The organism is Streptomyces sp. NPDC008137, assembly GCF_042957035.1.
Lineage (GTDB): Bacteria > Actinomycetota > Actinomycetes > Streptomycetales > Streptomycetaceae > Streptomyces.
This window is the reverse complement of record NZ_JBIBHN010000002.1, coordinates 256,932-271,550: the sequence shown is the minus strand read 5'-3', so window position 1 is coordinate 271,550 and position 14,619 is coordinate 256,932. Positions and strand designations below refer to the sequence as shown.

Genomic DNA, 14,619 nt, shown 5'->3' with positions numbered 1-14,619 from the left:
GCGGGCCTCCTATGCCATCGACAGGCCCAGGGATCCGGCGACGAGCCGGAGTTCATCGCCGGCGGCGACGGTGCGGGGGTCGTTGAGCGGGCCGTACCAGAGCCGCACCGGTGTGCCCGCCGAGTCCCAGACCTCGACGCCGACGACGGTGGCGGCCGGCATGCCCGTCCATACGAGGTCGGCGCTGTTGCTGGTGGCCCCGGAGACGGCCGCGGCGACAGCCAGGTCCTGCCGGGCGTAGGAACCGCCGGTCACCTCCGTGCCCGCCGCCGTGTCGCTGCCGTTCGCGGTCACCAAGGCCACCTGCAGCGGAGTGGTGGGCCGGGTCGGGGTGCCGACACCGAGAACCCAGTCGAGCGTCAGATTCTCGGCGGTGCCGGTCAAGTTGTCGGCCACGCGGCCTCCTTCAGGGTGGGCGCCGCGCGGCGCAGGATGGGGCCCCGCCGTCCGCGGAACCGGCACGAACGTCGGGAGGATCAGGCGGCGTGCTAGCGGTGCGTCTTGAGGTAGAAGGTGCGCTTACCGAAGCAGACGCCGACTTCCCACTTCTGCCCGTCGCGGTGGAGGTGGATCGGCGTCAGGTGAAGCTGCCAGAAGTACTTGTGTCGCCAGTAGGTGCGGTATCCGCGCGGCTGGGCGTGGCCGACGTACAGGGCCTTCCATTCCCACGCCTTCTCGCCGCGCCAAACGGTGCTCAGATGACGCGTGCTGTCGGCAGTCGTACTCACGGCGGCTCCTTGACGATCAGGCGGCTTTCGCTCCGGCCGGCAGGGGTGGCGGCTTGCCGGGCTCGATCAGCTCGCGCGTGTATTCGTCGCGGCGACCCTTCGGTAGGTCGAACACGCGGTAGCCCGCGGCCTTGCCCTTGCCGGTCTTGCTGATGCGACCCTCGGAGGCCCAGCGCCAGATCGTGCCGACGGGCACACCCGCGTAGTAGGCGGCGTCCGCGGCGGAGACGTAGCCGGGGAGCATGGGCACCTCCCCCGGAAATGGCGAGAGGCCCACCAGTGTGGCGGGCCTCAAAGCGCACGAAGGCTATCTGAGCAGATGATCGCTTCGGTGTGGCTGATCTGTCAAGTGACGAGCGTTTCCGGTGAGTCGCCCCCGCTGCGCTTCCTCGCTCGCCGCACTCGGCGGCAGAAGTTCTCTGGTGGGCCATGCAGCCTGCGCACCTCCCGCACATAGGAGAGAAGCTCAGGCGCTGGTTCGAAGAACTCCAGATGCGAATGGAACGGCGCGAACCTCCTGTGCAGTTGAGACTCTTCCGGCCGCGCTCCCGGCTCAGCGGCAAGCGCGACCATGCCGAGCTGGCTCATGCGTTTTGGAAGGTTGATGCTGGTGCCGATTTTGATCAGTCGCTCACCGCGTCGGCGAGCGAAGTACACGACCGACAGGTGCTCCCCTTCCCTCTCGGGTGTGAGGGAGCTACCGAAGTACCTCCACCATGTACGACCACTGCGCTCCAAGAAGTGTTCGACCGTGAGCGTTCCAGCGAGATGCCCTAGGAGCTTTGCCGCTTCGGTCTCGTGGTCCTGGCAGAGCCGCAGCGGCTCCTTGGTGGTGGCGAGAGTGCGGCACTCACCGAACGTGCAGCGCCGCACATTCGCTTGGTGCTCGCTGACTTGGATGCGGGCTCCGCAGCCGCATCGGAAGGCGTTCCGGCCGGAGCGGCCATCGGGGTTCATGGTCCGGCCGCATCCGCATTTGACGGATAACTGGGTCATGGGCGCCATTCTGTGGCACGGCACTGACACTGGATCTTGCTCTAGGTAAAGGTCGGTTGATCCGGGGCGACCTCCACCGGCATTGGCTGCCCGCAGTACTCCAGCGCCCCGACGAGCGCGGCCTGCGCCCCACTCGCCTCCCACGCCGCGGCAACATCGGCCCGGTCGAAGTGCAGCCGCAGCGTGCCTCCGGCGACGGTGGGGGTGGCGTGGGCGAGGAGGTCGCCGGCCGCGACACGGCGCAGGGACGTCGCGGCCAGGATCTGCGGCCACCAGATGGGGGCCGTCATCGGGCCTTCCGTCCAGCGCCGTCGATGAGCCATTGGCCGTATCGGCGGTCGGCTTCGTCGTGGATGTCCTCCTTGTTGCAGCCGTCACGCTCCGCTGCTTCGACTGCGGGCAGGACTTGGTCGAGGAGGAAGCTGTTCGTCTCGTCGCCGGCGCGGAGCTTCTTGTCGTATTCGACGCGAAGGTTGACGGCGGTCTCGAAGGCCTTAGGCATGGCACTCAGCCCCTTTTCGGGTAGTTGTGGCCGGCGGGCGGGTACTGCTGGGCGGGGTCTCCGGCGACGCCGAAGAGCAGGATCGATTCGAAGGAGCGGTCGTCCTCGAGGGCGGCGGTTCCGGCGTCGTTGTCGAAGGCGCGGTCGACGGCGTCGAGGAGGGAGTGGGTGCGGCGCTTATCGTCGTTGCGGGTTTCGCGGCGGAAGCTCATGAGGGTCTCCTAGAGGTTGCGGTCGTGGGCGAGTTGGGCGGCCTGGTCGAGGCGGTTCAGTACCGGGGTGGGGCTGGTTTGTGCGGCGTTCCAGGACGGGATGGTGGCGTCGGCAAGGTCGCGCTGGATGACGCCGAGCAGGAACACGCAGGCGTCGTGGGCTTGGTCGCGACTGGTGGCTTCGAGACGAATGGCACCGATGGGGCAGCGGGCGCTGCCTTCGTCGCGGAGGGCGTCGCGGCACCAGCCGTCGGTCTCCAGCCGAGCGCGGGCCCGGTGGAGCAGGGCGGCGAGCGGGGTGCTGTAGGGGTTGCGCGCCGGGGTGAGCGGGAGAGGCAGCGGGGCGGTGATCTCAGGGAGCGGCTCGGCGGCTGGCAGGTGGGCGGTGCGGACTTCGAAGGCGACGGCGGCCTCGTCGAGGCGGACGGTCATCGCGGCGTCGATCAGGGCGAGTCGCGCGTCGAGGTCGAGGGTCGTGTCGACGACCCGGGTGGCGATGGCGGTGGTCACGTCTGGGCCTTGCCGCTGCCGCCGCATTCGTGGCAGTCGACCTTGCGCTGCACGCCTCCGAACGCGGTGTAGAGGACGCGGTTGCCGGTGCAGCACCAGCAGAGGCCGCAGGCGTGGGCTTCGTCCGGGGAGAGGGTGCCGTTCTGGGCTTCCCACTGCTCATCGGTCATGATGGTGATCTCCTCGTCTGGTCTTGATCGGGCGGGGCGGAACGGGGCGCCCCTGGTCGCTTCCAGGCATTCGAGGGGCGCCCCGGCTCAGCTAGATGCGGCGGGTGCGGGGGTCGCTGGCGTCGCGGAGTCGCTTGTCGAGGCCGCGGAGTTCGGCCTCGTCGAGGTGGGCTCGGTAGTCGAGGCCAAGGGGGGAGCCGACCTGCGGGCCGGGCTCGCCGCTGCGCCGCATGTTGCGCGGCGGCGTGTCGTACACCGGGCCCCAGTTGCGGCAGAGTTCGGTGGCGGTCATGCCGCCGTCGGTCCGCGGTGTGCCGGTGAGGCGGGACCGCTCGGTGAAGACGTGCTCCTCGTAGCGCTGGGCGTCCTCGAAGCGGGCGCCGCGGGTTTCGAGGTCGCGGATCACGTAGTAGCTCTGGCCGATCTTGAGTTCGCGGACGAACTTGCGTTCCTGGTGGGGCTGCCACTCCTTGGGCATGGGTCAGGCTCCGTTTCTGGTTTGTGGTGGTTTGTTCTGCCTGCTCAGTGCTGCTCAGCGGGGAAAGGTGCAGGTCAGGGCTGCTCAGTGGCCTGCTCAGGCGCTGCTCAGAGCAGACGTTGAGCAGGCCCTGAGCAGCAGGCTGAGCAGCTGTGACCTGCGGGTTTATGGCCTGAGCAGGGCTGAGCAGGACCTGATCAGGGGTACATACTTCGCGTATCGGTCACAGCAGGTGACGGAGACGATCACGCTTGAAGCCGCGCGGATTCTTCTCCTCGCCGATCTGGCCCAGCGTGATCGGCCCTCCGGCGCCCGCCTTGGCCATCAGGGCCTTGAACGCCTCGACGTCCATCTCGCCGTAGGCATCCGGGTCGTAGTCGCGCAGCGCCAGGAGGAGCGCCTCGGTCTTCATCCGGTCGACGCCGTGCTTCTCCATGACGGCGACCGAGTCCTCGATGGCGGCACGCTCGGGCCCGTCCGTCAGCTCCGCTCCGGCGGCCGGCTCGGCGCCGCACAGCTTCAGCAGCTGGTCCCACGACAGCAGATCGACGGGGGCTGGCTTCTTGAGGTTGCCCTCGTTGTCCCAGACCGGCTCGACATACTCGGGCAGGTCCACGCCCTTCATCGCGTCGAGGCTGGTCTGGTCCGGCTCGAGCAGCCCTGCCGCCAGACGCTCCTCGGCGAGCTGGCGCAGCACTGCCGAGGGTGTCTCGTGGATGGCGTACTCGATCGGCTCGTCGGCCATGCCGGGCACGCCCTGGATGAAGATGTGGCCTGCGTCCTTGGGGTCGGTGTCGGTGGCGGGGGACAGCTTGTGCGGCAGGTAGCCCTCCTTGACGGCCCCGTCGCCGAACACGGCCCGGGTGTCGCCGACCTTGCACGGCCCGACCGCCTTGAGGGCGACCATCTGCGCGAAGTTCTCGCCGAGGTAGCCCTTCTGCCCGCCCTGGGAGGCGATCTCGACCTCGATGAGCTCCTTCCGTCCGACGAGCAGCAGGTCGAACGCCAGCTTCTTCGCCAGCTCCGTGGCCTTCGGGAACTCGTCGAAGAAGATCGTGACGGCGGGATGCTCGGGGCTGGCCTTCCACTTCTTGCCCATGCCGAGCTTCGCCCGCAGCCGAGCCCGCGCTTTCGCCATGACCAGGAAGAACAGCAGGACGGCTTCGATCTGCTCGTTGGTGCGGGCGGTGATCCTCACGGCGTCCCCGAGGTCTTCGAGGCCGTCACCGAAGGGGTCGAGGTCGATGGTGATGTTGTCCCGGCAGGCGGTGGTGCCCTCGGCGAGCGCCTGCAAGATGCCGGTCTTGCCGCCGCCAGACGCCGCGACCCACAAGCCCATCACGCCGGCGAGGGACACTTCGAGCGGGTCGCCGCCCACGGAAGTGCCGACCCGGAACCGGTCGGTGATCGACAGGGACTTGGGGGCCCGGTACGGCATGCCGGGGGCGGTGGCGAACGGGTCACCGTCGACGAGGCGGAGGATGGCGCAGGCTCGACGGGCCCGGATGGGCTGCGGCCGGACGCCGTTGGTGGGCAGGTCGAACTTGGTTTCGAGGTCGCCGCTCTTCTCGATGATCGCCTCGGGGGTGCCGTCGCTGACGCGGACGGTGCACTGCCAGCCCCACGGCTGCCGCTGCACATCCGACACTTCGACGATCGGCACGTTCTCGGCGCGGGCCGCGAGCAGTACACACTGGGCGAGCTGGTCAGGCGTGGACGCGTTCCGCAGCGGGTACGGCTTGGCGCTTTCGTCGAGCTGCTCGACGGACATGACGACGTTCCCACCGACGACCGGTGTCGCTCCCCCGGCCTGCATCGGCTCCGCCAGGAACGTGGCAGGCAGGGCCGGGGTCGGCACGAAAGGGACCTCACCGGCCTGCCCGTTGGAGCGGGCGACGAAGGGGCGGGTGACCAGGTACCAGCCGTAGCACGCGCCGGTGGCGACCACGGCGAGGAGCATGGGCTGGCCGGTGGCGGTCTGCTCGATCGCCGTGCCGAGAACGGACAGCCCGCCTAGCCCGCCGCCTGCGAGGATCGCGGCGCGTCCGGCCTTCTTGCCGGTGCGGACGGCGGCGATCTCCCGGTCGGTGGGCGGCAGTACAGGCGTGGCACGCAGGCTTTCGAGCTTCGCCCCTGCCTGAGCTGCTCGACCGCCGAGGGAGGCGATCTCCGGGTGTCGCCGAGGGTTGTCCTCTGCGTCGACGTGGGCCTTGGCCACGTGCAGCTTGCCTACGAGTTCACCGACGAGGCGTTCTTGCTGGGCGATTGCGTCGTCGTGCTTACGCTGCTTCTTCTCGGTCGCCATCTGGATGACGGTGACCGGGTCGAGGTCGCCGCCGGCGAGCCAGTCGCGAGTACGCGCGCCGGCGTGGCCACGCTGCTCGGCGAAGGCGGCCTTGATGCGCTGGCCGCGGGTCGGCTCGGCGGCCTCCTCGATGGGCTGCTGCTCGGTGTGCTGGGGCTCGATCTCGGTGGCCACTGGCCTGCTTCCTTCCTGAGGTGGGGGCGGGGCCCGGGTGCGGGCCCCGCGGGTGTGTGGCTTACAGGCCGCCGAGGACGTTGCCGAGGGAGCTGATGGCGGAGTTGGTGATCTGGTCGCCCATGGCGCCGATGACGGTGCCGGACAGGGCGATGCCGAACAGGCCGACCAGGACGGCGTCACCGGGCTTGATGTCACGGTGCTTCACGCGGACGAACACGACGATCCCGAGGACGAGGATCGCGACGACTCCGGCGCCGATGGCTCCACCGCCCGCCTTGGTCTGGATCTGCTGGGTTCCGGCGGGCACCTGCCCGGTGACGGGGTTCTGGAGCTGGGCGCCCATGCCGGAGTTGTCGGGGGTGAGGCCGTTGGTGATGCCGTCGGTGCCGCCCGGCGGGGTCTCCGCCTTGGCCATGGCGATGACGGTCGCCTCGTGCTCCGGGGCGGCGGCGGACGCGGTGGCAGCAGCGCCTCCGAGGAGGGCGACGGTCGCGGTGGTGGAGACGGCGATGCGGCGAAGGGTGACGTTCATGGTGGACTCCTGACGGGTGCAGTTCAGTTGGTGGACTCGGAGTTGTTCTTCACGTGGTTGCGGAGCCGGACGGCGTACTCGTTGCTGCCGCCGCCGATCACTTCGCGGACCTTTCGGGCGGAGAGCCGGTCGACGTCTCCGAGGGCGTCGGCGAGCTTGCGGACCTTCTCGATGTGAGCCGGATCGAGGGGCTTCTCGGGGGTCTTACTGGAGGTGCGCCCAGACCCCTGCTTCCCTTTACGCCCAAGGGCTGTAGGCGCCTCCGGGGCCTCCGTGCGGCGGGCCCGTGACCCTCCCCCCGCAGGCCCTCCAGTGCCCCCTTCTGCGGGCGCCCCGGACGGTCCGTCATCGCCGCGGTTCGGGTTGAAGGTGTGCGCGAGGAACAGGTCGACGGCGACACTCTCAGGGCTCCGCCCGGCATTCGCGAGGAGGCTCTCAACGGCCTCCCGGGCCACCTCGCGGGCGGCCATGCTTCCGGCCGTCACCGCGAGCGGCAGAGCGTGCATCGTGTCCCACGCCCGCTCCCATGCCGCGGCCCTGCTGATGCCGCCGGTCGGGTACGCGGCCATGATCCGCTCGTACTCTTCGAATTCGGCAGGGAACAGCTTCTTGCGGCGCCCGTCCTCGGCGCGCTCGACCTGCTCGCGCTCGCGGTCGGCCTTCGCCTTCTCCCGGGCCGAACGCCGGTCCTTGGCGCGCTGCTTCAGATCGCGCCCGTCCTCGGCCGCCTTCGACTCCAGCAACTGGCGGACCTCCGCCAGCAGAGGGCCGATCATCGACGTGGCCGCGAGGGCGTAGCCGGCGACCGGGCCGTACTCGGTGACACCGTGCGCATAGTTGATCCAGCCGGCCAGCGAGGCGAGCGTCGCGGTCAGGATCCAGAACGGCCACCGGGGCAGACCCTTGCGGTGCGCCCACCTGGTGCCCATGACGCCGACCCAGGCGAGGAGCTCCAGGAAGAACGGGATCGGCGCGAGCGTCCACGCCAGGCCCGGATCCTTGTCGTCCTTGCGGTGCAGCCCGAGGAAGTAGGAAATCTGGGCGGGCAGGGCGGCGAGCAGGCCGAGCGCCATGACCACGTTGACGAGGACCTTGAAGGTGGCGCCGTCCTCGTCGCGCTGCTCACGCCGCTTCGCCTCGCGGGCCTTCTTGTCGTCCTTGGCCTTTTCGGCGACATCCGCGAGCTGCTTGTTCAGCTTGGCCTGCTGCACCTTCTCGGCGAGCAGGACCGTATGGGTCTTCGCCTCGCCGGCGACGGCAGCCTGCTTGACGGCCTCGGTCTCGGCCCGGGTCTTGTCGGCCTGGGCCTTGGTCAGTGCGGCGTCTGCGTCACGCTCCCTCCAGGAACGGTATTCGCTGCTCATGGCTGTCCTTCCAGGACTCAGTGGGGGTGAACGGGCGGTGTGGGCGGGCGGAACGCTGAGCGGTTCCCCTCGACCGGGCCCGTGCGAGACGGGCCCGGCGGGCAGCCGACCGGCTACAGGTGACGGAGGACGCGCTCGGCCTGCTCCGGCGTCATCTCCTGGGCGACCCTCTTCGCGGCCTCCTTGCCGCCGGTCTTCGCGGCGGACAGGATCCTTCGGGCCATCGCCCGGTCAGCCGCACCCTGCAAGGCGGGGGCGAGCGCGGCGCCCAGGCGGGCGTTGTAGTCCCTCAGCGGGTCAGACATCCGATGCCTCCTCAGCGGCCGTGGACCGACTGGCCGGACTCGATGTAGGCCAGGGCCCGACGCATCTCGTCCGGGGTGAACTCCTTGTGCAGGAGGCGGTCGGCGGTGCTCTCCGGGATGGGCTCGCCCACCGCGACCACGCCGATCGCTGTGGCCCGCTGGGCGAGCTGCTTGTCCGTCCAGCCGGGCTTGTTGCTCGTGCTGCGCATGAAGATCCCTTCAGGTCGGTTGATGTGGGTGGTGCGCGCCCCGGGCCGGATTCGATCCGGCGGCATCGCGCTGGGGCCGGGGCTGGGTGCCGGGCGGGGCAGGGGGATGGACCCCGCCCGGCGGATCAGGGGTGCGGTGGTGGCCGGCAGTCACCACCAGCGGATCTTGCGGCGGTCCGGACAGCCGTTCATCGCGTGGTCCTCGCACGGCGGGCACGGCTCGTTGTCCCGGCCGATGCCGAGCCAGTTGCCGGAGTGCAGCCGGGCGTGCTCCTCGCACTGGGCGCAGCGGTCGGCCATCAGGCGGCGGCCGGGTAGTCGAGGTGCAGCTCGGCGCAGCCGGTCACCCAGTCCAGGTGAATCGGGCACGTCGACCGCTCGGCCAGCGGCACCGCGTAGGCGGTCTCCCGCCACAGGGCGCGGGAGAAGTCGTCGCCGAACAGCTCGGCCATCGCGTCGGCGACCGTCGTGGTTGCCCGGACGTGCTGGCCCAGGTCGGTGGAGGCGAGGTCGGCGGAGAACAGGAACGGAGACATGGCGGTGGATCCTCACTGGTCAGGTGGGGCGGGAAGGGGTGGGGTCAGGCGGTGGGGCGGGGCAGGGCGCGGCAGCTCTCGGCGTGGGCCTGGGCCCAGGCCCGGGCCTCGTCCTGGGAGGCGCGCGCCCGAGCGGACTGGTCGCGGTAGTTGCGGTACAGGCCGTAGTCCCATTCGTGCCCGTCAGCGCAGACGCGGCAGGTGCTACGGGTGGAGTACGGGTCGCCGTAGTCGAGGGTGGTCTGGGTCTCGACGTCGACGGCGAGGTCCTCGCGGGCCAGGGACGACCCTGCGACGGTGAGGTAGCGGGCGATGACGCCCTCGGGCCAGGCGGCGGACTCGGTGGTCTGGGTGGACGAGTGCATGGCTGATCTCCTCGGTTGGTCATGCCGGGATGGTCTGGGTGGAAGCCGCGGGCGGCGGGACGGGGGCGGACACCGCCACCCGCGGCGGATCAGGGGCCCTACTTGGGCCGGGACTTGCTCTGGCGGTTCGCCTCGGCGACCTTGCGCCGCAAAGCCTCGCGCTCGGCGTCAGTCACCGCTGCTCACCAGCCGGGACGACGATGAACCGGTCGGACTGCAGGTCCATGCGGACGGTCGCCGGGGTACCGGAGGCGGTCAGCTCGGCGGCCTTCTGCTCCGCCGGCCACGAACCACGTGGGTGCGATGCCGGGAAGTCGGCGAGGATCTCGCGGGCGCTCACCGGGACTCACCGCCGTCGATGACACGGAGCAGGATGTCGACCGCACCCCAGGCGTCGCCGAGCATGCGCAGCAGCTCGGTGCGGGACGCGGTACCGGTGTCGACCTGCTGGTCCCGGGACATCCGCTCACGCACCCGGGCAACACTGCCGCGGTCCGCCTCGTCCAACTCGATGCTGGTCACGCCGACACCTCGATGAGGTCCAGGCGGCCGGCGGCCTCCAGCTGGCACCGGCACATCCGCATCGTGTCCTGAGCCGCCAGACAGCCGTCGAAGTCCGAGGCGGCAGCAGCGGCCTGGCAGTGCTCGGCGGCGTCCCGGTAGCGGGTGGCGGCCACACGCAGCTCCAGGGAGCGCAGAGCCTCGACGGCGACCGGCGGCAGCGGGGCGGCCGGGTGCTCGGGAACGCTCGTCACCGGAACCACCGCCGCTTCTTCGGCTGCTGCGCCGGCTGCTGCAGACGCTGCGCATCGGAGTAGCAGGACTCGTGCAGGTCCAGCCAGAACCGCCACGCCTCACGAGTCGGCGCTTCATCGCACAGGGCGATCGCCTCGTCCGCCAACTCGGCGAACACGCGGGCCAAGGACTCACGGTCCGTCGCCGCATGCATCGCCGCAGCGAGGGACGACAGGTGGGTGCTCGTCGGGGTCGGGGAATCGGTGGTGCTGGTCATCAGGCCACCTCCGTGGCGGTCGGGGCGACCTTGGAACCACGCAGATACTCGACGACGGCGGACTGCGGGACCTTGAGGCCGGTACGGCGCTTGGTGCCGCTTCCGACTCGGATGGTGCGCAGCTGGCCGTTGGCGATCAGGCGGTAGACGGTCGCGGGGTGTACGTCGAGGTACTCGGCGACCTCTGCCGGCTTGAGCGCGCCCTGCAACTGGGCGAGCTCTCCAGCGAGTTCGTCGTTGGGCTTGGGCACAGAGGCCTCCGGGCATTAGGGCAGGTCAGGTCCAGGACTCCGAACTTGGCTATGCAAGTTCGACTGATGCAACCGTAGCGAGTGCAGCTTGGCTATGCAAGTGCCGCGACAAGTGGATGCTGACATGAAAAAGCCCCCAGCCGCCGGGCGGCTGGGGGCGTCAGGGCGACGGGCAGGAGCTACGGCACATCGATCACGTACCGGAAGGTGTGGCGATCGCACGGCACGATGGAGTCGAGGACCTCAAGGGCATTCCCTGCGGAGTCGTAAGCGGTGCGCATGACCTTGGCGACAGGGACGCCGGCCGGGATGTCGAGCTGCTCGATCTCATGCGGGTACGGCATACGGATGTCGAGGTCCTCGATGAACTGGACGATGCGACGGCCGATCGGCCCATCGGGGTTCTCAATGAACCCGTTGGCCCCGCCCTTGATGAGCTTTGGCTCTGCGAGCGGAGTGCCCTCGGCGAGGGAACGTTCGTAGTAGCTGTCACATAGCTGCATCGGCTGGCCGTCTACGAGGAACAGGAGGCGGCGGACGACCACGGGAGCGCCGGCCTCAATGCCGAACCGGTCCGCGACCTTCTCCGGCGCACCCGTCTCGACGACCTCGCGGATGACCTGCTTGGGCACCTGGCCCTGAGCTTTCGCCTCGGCGTTGTAGTTGGCCTCCCCCGTGGCCCGCCGGGCGCGGTAGATGCTGCCGGTCTGGCGGAGGCTCACGCGCGGCCGTTCGCGAACGAAGGCCCCCTTGCCCTGGTGTGAGGTGATCAGGCCTTCCATTCGCAGCTGGGCGATCCCCTTGCGGGCAGTGTCCCGGCTGACCTTGAAGCGTTCCTTCAGGTCGTTCTCGGATGGCAGCTTCGCGCCTGGCGCGAGGTCTCCCCTGAGGATCTCCGCGCGCAGTTCGTTGGCGACCCTCTCATAGGGGTGCTCTCGGGCCGGGTTCGGTGACATCACTCTCCTGTCGGATGGCTACACAAGTGAGCGTAGCCGGATGTCACGAGATTTCGTCTACCCTCGGTCGGCCGACCAGCCTGACCAGCGGCTTACGAGAATCTTGATCACGGGGCCAGCTGGGCGCTGCTCGCGATACTGCTCGTACTTGTCTACCAATGCGTCTACAAGTTCGCCTGCAAGTTCGTTGTCGATCACACACGCCTCGCCGTCCGCACGGACCCACCACAGGCGATCCCAGTCCGCGTCGAAGTGATCCACGAGGAGCGTGACGGCAGGGTTCTCCTCGATGTTGCGCAGCCTCTTGAGATTGGAGTGCCGCTTCGGCTTGTGATCGACGGCAATCGCCACAGCGTCACCGACTACAGCGAACGTGGCTGGCACGAGGTGCGGCTTCCCCTCGGCGTCCGCGGTGCCGAGCCGCAGCACCTTGGCCTGGGTGAATCGACTCCGTAGTTCCGCATCTGTGAACCCCATGCCGCGACGGTACCCAGCATCCGTTTCGTCGCACTACTTGCACGCTCCGCGACAGTGGCGCTACTTTCAGGGGGCCGAACTTGGCTAGCCAAGTCATTCCGGGTTCGGGAACGGCAACGGCCGGGGTGCGTCAACACCCCGGCCGTCGAAGACATCAGCGGCGCCAACCGCTGACCAGCAACTCAATCCGTCGAGATTGGAGCTCTGCCCATGAGCGTAGCAACCCCCGCGCCTCCCGTCGCCCCCGCCGGCCACCGACTGGTCCCGGCACTCATCGGACGCCCGGACAACGCTCAGCACGCATGGATCCCGTGCCCCGACTGGTGCACGATCGACCACGCCACCGACCGCCAGGTCGCCGTTGAGGACGTGTGGCACTCCGGCGACTTCATCGACCTGAACATGCCCCACCGTGACGGCGCCGAGCTGCTGGTCTACTTCCGCCTCGGCCTCGACCCCTACAGCAGCGACGAGGACAAGCGCCGCCCCTTCGTCTTCGCCGAGGACGGCTTCACCGCAGACGGCCGCTACATGGACCCGGCGCACGTTGAAGAGTTCTGCGACAAGGCCATCGCCAACCTGGAGAAGCTGCGTGCGCTCGCGCGCACCATCGCTACCTAGCGTTGTCAGTGCCACGCCGTAGAGTCCACCGTGCCGCCACCAGAAGGGAGTTGCTGTGCAGACCGAGATCCTGCGCGCATACCGGTTCGCCTTGGATCCGACCAAGGCACAACTGGAGACGCTGGCTCGGCATGCGGGTGCGGCACGGTGGGCTTTCAATCATGCAATCGCGGCGAAGGTAGCCGCGCATGAGGCGTGGCGGACGCAGGTCGCCGCCCTAGTTGATCAGGATGTTCTGGAGACTGAGGCGCGCAAGAAGGTACGCTCGCCGATCCCCTCCAAGCCGTCGATTCAGAAGGCTCTGAATCAGGCGAAAGGCGACTCGCGCACTAACACCGACGGCCTGTGTCCGTGGTGGCACGAGGTGAACACCTACTGCTTTCAGTCCGCGTTTATTGACGCAGACCGGGCGTGGCAGAACTGGCTCGACTCCCTGTCCGGAAAACGGGCGGGCCGCCGGGTTGGCTATCCGCGGTTCAAGAAGAAGGGCCGCGCAAGGGATTCCTTCCGCCTTCACCATGACGTGAAGCGGCCGGGTATTCGCCTGGTCGGCTATCGGAGGCTTCGATTTCCGACCATCGGTGAGGTGCGGTTGCACGGGTCGGGCCGGGAGTTGGCTCGGGCTGTGGAGCGGAAGCGGGCAGTGATCCAGTCGGTGACTGTCTCCCGGGCCGGCCATCGATGGTATGCGTCAGTCCTCTGCAAGACCGTCTTGGATGTGCGGGAGAAGCCGACCAAACGGCAGGCCGCACGCGGGACGGTGGGAGTCGACCTAGGCGTTAAGTACCTTGCCGCCTTGTCGCAGCCTCTGTCCGAGGATGAAGAAGCATCGCGGTTCGTCGCGAACCCTCGGCACGTGAAGGCAGCGGAGCACAGGCTGTCCAAGGCTCAGCGTGCCCTTTCCCGCAAGCAGAAGGGTTCAGGACGTCGAGAGAAGGCGCGGCGTCGTGTGGCCCGACTGCATCATAAGGTGACGCAGCGCCGGGCCGGGGCGCTGCATCAGTTGACGAAGCGGCTTGCGACGAGGTTCGAGGTCGTTGCCGTAGAGGACCTGAACGTTGCAGGAATGACCCGGTCGGCGAAGGGCACGATCGAAGCGCCGGGGCGCCGGGTGCGGCAGAAGGCCGGCCTGAACCGGGCGATCCTCGATGCTGCACCCGGTGAGTTGCGCCGACAGCTCGCCTACAAAACTGCCTGGTACGGGTCAAAGCTGGCGGTCGTTGACCGCTGGTTCCCATCGAGTAAGACCTGCTCGAACTGCGGATGGCAAAACCCAAGCCTGACGCTATCGGACAGGACGTTTCACTGCACCAACTGCGAGTCAACAATGGACCGGGATCTCAATGCAGCCCGGAACATCGCGCGGCACGCAGTGGTGACTGATTCACCGGTCGCCTGCGATAGACGGGAGACCGACGACAAAAACGCCCGTGGAGCCCTTGTAAGACCTCCCGCCCCTCGGGGCGGGAGGCGAAAGGCGTCGAAGCGGGAAGACACCGGCCCTGGGCCAGTGCCACCTCAGCGGAGTGATCCGCTGACGCTCCCCACCTCAAACCGTGCAACAGTGACCGGGATCCAGACCTCACTGTTCTAACAGTGCAGACCGGGAGGGCTTGACCCGAGCGCACGGGGAGTGATCGCCGAAGCGGCGGTGGTTCAGGTGGCTATCGCGGTCTGACTTCAGGCGCGCGGGGAGTGATCGGGGCTACGGCGTGGACATCCAGCCGTACACCGGTCCAACCCGAGCACTCAGGGAGTGATCGTTCCGAACCCGTCCAAACCAGTAGATGCATTGTCTGAGCACACGGGGAGTGATCGGGTCCCCTCATGGCTACCGCCCGGCTCACCGTCCGGTCCAAGCGTCGAGGAGCGATCGTGGACGTCGTGACGTGGTTTGACTGAATCGGATAGAC

Annotated in this window: 27 protein-coding genes; 2 read left to right on the top strand and 25 right to left on the bottom strand. The window is 68.6% G+C overall.

Annotated features, from left to right (window positions below; translation table 11 throughout):
• Positions 1-9: 9 nt before the first annotated feature.
• The 25 genes from ACFZBT_RS04720 to ACFZBT_RS04600 all read right to left on the bottom strand — a co-directional run bounded on the left by ACFZBT_RS04720 (position 10) and on the right by ACFZBT_RS04600 (position 12,085).
• A complete protein-coding gene (locus ACFZBT_RS04720; RefSeq protein ID WP_391098268.1) occupies positions 10-396 on the bottom strand; it encodes a hypothetical protein in 387 nt (128 codons plus the stop codon).
• 92 nt (positions 397-488) lie between these two features.
• Positions 489-728, bottom strand: coding sequence for a hypothetical protein (locus tag ACFZBT_RS04715; RefSeq protein ID WP_391098265.1), 240 nt, complete (start codon positions 726-728; stop codon positions 489-491).
• Positions 729-744: 16 nt separating this feature from the next.
• Positions 745-972 (bottom strand): DNA-binding protein, encoded by a 228-nt coding sequence (locus ACFZBT_RS04710; RefSeq protein ID WP_391098262.1) that lies wholly within the window; start codon positions 970-972, stop codon positions 745-747.
• A 101-nt stretch (positions 973-1,073) separates the two neighbouring features.
• On the bottom strand, positions 1,074-1,724 hold the full coding sequence (locus ACFZBT_RS04705; protein WP_391098260.1) for a hypothetical protein: 651 nt from the start codon (positions 1,722-1,724) through the stop codon (positions 1,074-1,076).
• A gap of 41 nt (positions 1,725-1,765) precedes the next feature.
• Positions 1,766-2,014 carry a hypothetical protein gene (locus ACFZBT_RS04700; RefSeq protein ID WP_391098257.1) on the bottom strand — a complete coding sequence of 83 codons (249 nt, stop codon included), beginning with the start codon at positions 2,012-2,014 and terminating at the stop codon, positions 1,766-1,768.
• The gene (locus ACFZBT_RS04695; protein ID WP_391098255.1) at positions 2,011-2,226 is read right to left on the bottom strand and encodes a hypothetical protein; all 216 of its coding nucleotides are present in this window, start codon (positions 2,224-2,226) and stop codon (positions 2,011-2,013) included. The genes ACFZBT_RS04700 and ACFZBT_RS04695 overlap by 4 nt, the downstream gene beginning before the upstream one ends.
• 5 nt (positions 2,227-2,231) lie before the next feature.
• Positions 2,232-2,438 carry a hypothetical protein gene (locus tag ACFZBT_RS04690; RefSeq protein WP_391098253.1) on the bottom strand — a complete coding sequence of 69 codons (207 nt, stop codon included), beginning with the start codon at positions 2,436-2,438 and terminating at the stop codon, positions 2,232-2,234.
• A 9-nt stretch (positions 2,439-2,447) separates the two neighbouring features.
• Positions 2,448-2,948, bottom strand: a complete 501-nt coding sequence (locus ACFZBT_RS04685) for a hypothetical protein (RefSeq protein WP_391098251.1) — start codon at positions 2,946-2,948, stop codon at positions 2,448-2,450.
• On the bottom strand, positions 2,945-3,118 hold the full coding sequence (locus ACFZBT_RS04680) for a hypothetical protein (protein ID WP_391098248.1): 174 nt from the start codon (positions 3,116-3,118) through the stop codon (positions 2,945-2,947). Before ACFZBT_RS04680 ends, ACFZBT_RS04685 begins: the two co-directional genes overlap by 4 nt.
• A 91-nt stretch (positions 3,119-3,209) precedes the next feature.
• Positions 3,210-3,596, bottom strand: coding sequence for a hypothetical protein (locus ACFZBT_RS04675; protein ID WP_391098245.1), 387 nt, complete (start codon positions 3,594-3,596; stop codon positions 3,210-3,212).
• Positions 3,597-3,819: 223 nt separating this feature from the next.
• Positions 3,820-6,075, bottom strand: a complete 2,256-nt coding sequence (locus tag ACFZBT_RS04670) for a hypothetical protein (RefSeq protein WP_391098243.1) — start codon at positions 6,073-6,075, stop codon at positions 3,820-3,822.
• A 61-nt stretch (positions 6,076-6,136) separates the two neighbouring features.
• Entirely contained in the window at positions 6,137-6,610 is a 474-nt protein-coding gene (locus ACFZBT_RS04665) for a hypothetical protein (RefSeq protein WP_391098241.1), read from the bottom strand.
• A gap of 23 nt (positions 6,611-6,633) precedes the next feature.
• Positions 6,634-7,974 carry a hypothetical protein gene (locus ACFZBT_RS04660; RefSeq protein ID WP_391098239.1) on the bottom strand — a complete coding sequence of 447 codons (1,341 nt, stop codon included), beginning with the start codon at positions 7,972-7,974 and terminating at the stop codon, positions 6,634-6,636.
• Between the two features lie 113 nt (positions 7,975-8,087).
• Positions 8,088-8,279: a hypothetical protein gene (locus ACFZBT_RS04655; RefSeq protein WP_391098236.1), complete on the bottom strand. Its 192-nt coding sequence runs from the start codon at positions 8,277-8,279 to the stop codon at positions 8,088-8,090.
• Between the two features lie 11 nt (positions 8,280-8,290).
• Positions 8,291-8,488 (bottom strand): hypothetical protein, encoded by a 198-nt coding sequence (locus ACFZBT_RS04650; RefSeq protein ID WP_391098233.1) that lies wholly within the window; start codon positions 8,486-8,488, stop codon positions 8,291-8,293.
• Between the two features lie 150 nt (positions 8,489-8,638).
• Complete coding sequence (locus ACFZBT_RS04645; RefSeq protein ID WP_391098231.1) at positions 8,639-8,788, bottom strand: pRL2-8; 150 nt, start codon at positions 8,786-8,788, stop codon at positions 8,639-8,641.
• Positions 8,788-9,024 (bottom strand): hypothetical protein, encoded by a 237-nt coding sequence (locus ACFZBT_RS04640; protein ID WP_391098229.1) that lies wholly within the window; start codon positions 9,022-9,024, stop codon positions 8,788-8,790. Before ACFZBT_RS04640 ends, ACFZBT_RS04645 begins: the two co-directional genes overlap by 1 nt.
• A gap of 44 nt (positions 9,025-9,068) precedes the next feature.
• Positions 9,069-9,389, bottom strand: a complete 321-nt coding sequence (locus ACFZBT_RS04635) for a hypothetical protein (protein ID WP_391098226.1) — start codon at positions 9,387-9,389, stop codon at positions 9,069-9,071.
• 172 nt (positions 9,390-9,561) lie between these two features.
• Entirely contained in the window at positions 9,562-9,729 is a 168-nt protein-coding gene (locus tag ACFZBT_RS04630) for a hypothetical protein (RefSeq protein WP_391098223.1), read from the bottom strand.
• Positions 9,726-9,911, bottom strand: a complete 186-nt coding sequence (locus tag ACFZBT_RS04625; protein WP_391098221.1) for a hypothetical protein — start codon at positions 9,909-9,911, stop codon at positions 9,726-9,728. The genes ACFZBT_RS04630 and ACFZBT_RS04625 overlap by 4 nt, the downstream gene beginning before the upstream one ends.
• Positions 9,908-10,144: a hypothetical protein gene (locus ACFZBT_RS04620; protein WP_391098218.1), complete on the bottom strand. Its 237-nt coding sequence runs from the start codon at positions 10,142-10,144 to the stop codon at positions 9,908-9,910. Before ACFZBT_RS04620 ends, ACFZBT_RS04625 begins: the two co-directional genes overlap by 4 nt.
• Entirely contained in the window at positions 10,141-10,401 is a 261-nt protein-coding gene (locus tag ACFZBT_RS04615) for a hypothetical protein (protein ID WP_391098216.1), read from the bottom strand. The genes ACFZBT_RS04620 and ACFZBT_RS04615 overlap by 4 nt, the downstream gene beginning before the upstream one ends.
• A complete protein-coding gene (locus tag ACFZBT_RS04610; protein ID WP_391098214.1) occupies positions 10,401-10,652 on the bottom strand; it encodes a helix-turn-helix domain-containing protein in 252 nt (83 codons plus the stop codon). Before ACFZBT_RS04610 ends, ACFZBT_RS04615 begins: the two co-directional genes overlap by 1 nt.
• Positions 10,653-10,831: 179 nt before the next feature.
• Positions 10,832-11,608: a GntR family transcriptional regulator gene (locus ACFZBT_RS04605; protein WP_391098211.1), complete on the bottom strand. Its 777-nt coding sequence runs from the start codon at positions 11,606-11,608 to the stop codon at positions 10,832-10,834.
• Positions 11,609-11,665: 57 nt separating this feature from the next.
• Positions 11,666-12,085, bottom strand: coding sequence for a TIGR03668 family PPOX class F420-dependent oxidoreductase (locus tag ACFZBT_RS04600; RefSeq protein WP_391098209.1), 420 nt, complete (start codon positions 12,083-12,085; stop codon positions 11,666-11,668).
• A 210-nt stretch (positions 12,086-12,295) separates the two neighbouring features.
• Between ACFZBT_RS04600 and ACFZBT_RS04595 the strand changes: the two genes are divergently transcribed.
• Entirely contained in the window at positions 12,296-12,706 is a 411-nt protein-coding gene (locus ACFZBT_RS04595) for a DUF6907 domain-containing protein (RefSeq protein WP_391098206.1), read from the top strand.
• A 55-nt stretch (positions 12,707-12,761) separates the two neighbouring features.
• Positions 12,762-14,300, top strand: coding sequence for an RNA-guided endonuclease TnpB family protein (locus ACFZBT_RS04590; protein WP_391098203.1), 1,539 nt, complete (start codon positions 12,762-12,764; stop codon positions 14,298-14,300).
• Positions 14,301-14,619 lie beyond the last annotated feature (319 nt).

Excerpts from the sequence above, each read along its gene's own strand:
- ACFZBT_RS04710 (WP_391098262.1), bottom strand. The coding sequence starts at position 972 with ATGCTCCCCGGCTACGTCTCCGCCGCGGACGCCGCCTACTACGCGGGT.
- ACFZBT_RS04705 (WP_391098260.1), bottom strand. The coding sequence starts at position 1,724 with ATGACCCAGTTATCCGTCAAATGCGGATGCGGCCGGACCATGAACCCC.
- ACFZBT_RS04700 (WP_391098257.1), bottom strand. The coding sequence starts at position 2,014 with ATGACGGCCCCCATCTGGTGGCCGCAGATCCTGGCCGCGACGTCCCTG.
- ACFZBT_RS04695 (WP_391098255.1), bottom strand. The coding sequence starts at position 2,226 with ATGCCTAAGGCCTTCGAGACCGCCGTCAACCTTCGCGTCGAATACGAC.
- ACFZBT_RS04690 (WP_391098253.1), bottom strand. The coding sequence starts at position 2,438 with ATGAGCTTCCGCCGCGAAACCCGCAACGACGATAAGCGCCGCACCCAC.
- ACFZBT_RS04680 (WP_391098248.1), bottom strand. The coding sequence starts at position 3,118 with ATGACCGATGAGCAGTGGGAAGCCCAGAACGGCACCCTCTCCCCGGAC.
- ACFZBT_RS04675 (WP_391098245.1), bottom strand. The coding sequence starts at position 3,596 with ATGCCCAAGGAGTGGCAGCCCCACCAGGAACGCAAGTTCGTCCGCGAA.
- ACFZBT_RS04665 (WP_391098241.1), bottom strand. The coding sequence starts at position 6,610 with ATGAACGTCACCCTTCGCCGCATCGCCGTCTCCACCACCGCGACCGTC.
- ACFZBT_RS04660 (WP_391098239.1), bottom strand. The coding sequence starts at position 7,974 with ATGAGCAGCGAATACCGTTCCTGGAGGGAGCGTGACGCAGACGCCGCA.
- ACFZBT_RS04655 (WP_391098236.1), bottom strand. The coding sequence starts at position 8,279 with ATGTCTGACCCGCTGAGGGACTACAACGCCCGCCTGGGCGCCGCGCTC.
- ACFZBT_RS04650 (WP_391098233.1), bottom strand. The coding sequence starts at position 8,488 with ATGCGCAGCACGAGCAACAAGCCCGGCTGGACGGACAAGCAGCTCGCC.
- ACFZBT_RS04645 (WP_391098231.1), bottom strand. The coding sequence starts at position 8,788 with ATGGCCGACCGCTGCGCCCAGTGCGAGGAGCACGCCCGGCTGCACTCC.
- ACFZBT_RS04640 (WP_391098229.1), bottom strand. The coding sequence starts at position 9,024 with ATGTCTCCGTTCCTGTTCTCCGCCGACCTCGCCTCCACCGACCTGGGC.
- ACFZBT_RS04635 (WP_391098226.1), bottom strand. The coding sequence starts at position 9,389 with ATGCACTCGTCCACCCAGACCACCGAGTCCGCCGCCTGGCCCGAGGGC.
- ACFZBT_RS04615 (WP_391098216.1), bottom strand. The coding sequence starts at position 10,401 with ATGACCAGCACCACCGATTCCCCGACCCCGACGAGCACCCACCTGTCG.
- ACFZBT_RS04605 (WP_391098211.1), bottom strand. The coding sequence starts at position 11,608 with ATGTCACCGAACCCGGCCCGAGAGCACCCCTATGAGAGGGTCGCCAAC.
- ACFZBT_RS04600 (WP_391098209.1), bottom strand. The coding sequence starts at position 12,085 with ATGGGGTTCACAGATGCGGAACTACGGAGTCGATTCACCCAGGCCAAG.
- ACFZBT_RS04595 (WP_391098206.1), top strand. The coding sequence starts at position 12,296 with ATGAGCGTAGCAACCCCCGCGCCTCCCGTCGCCCCCGCCGGCCACCGA.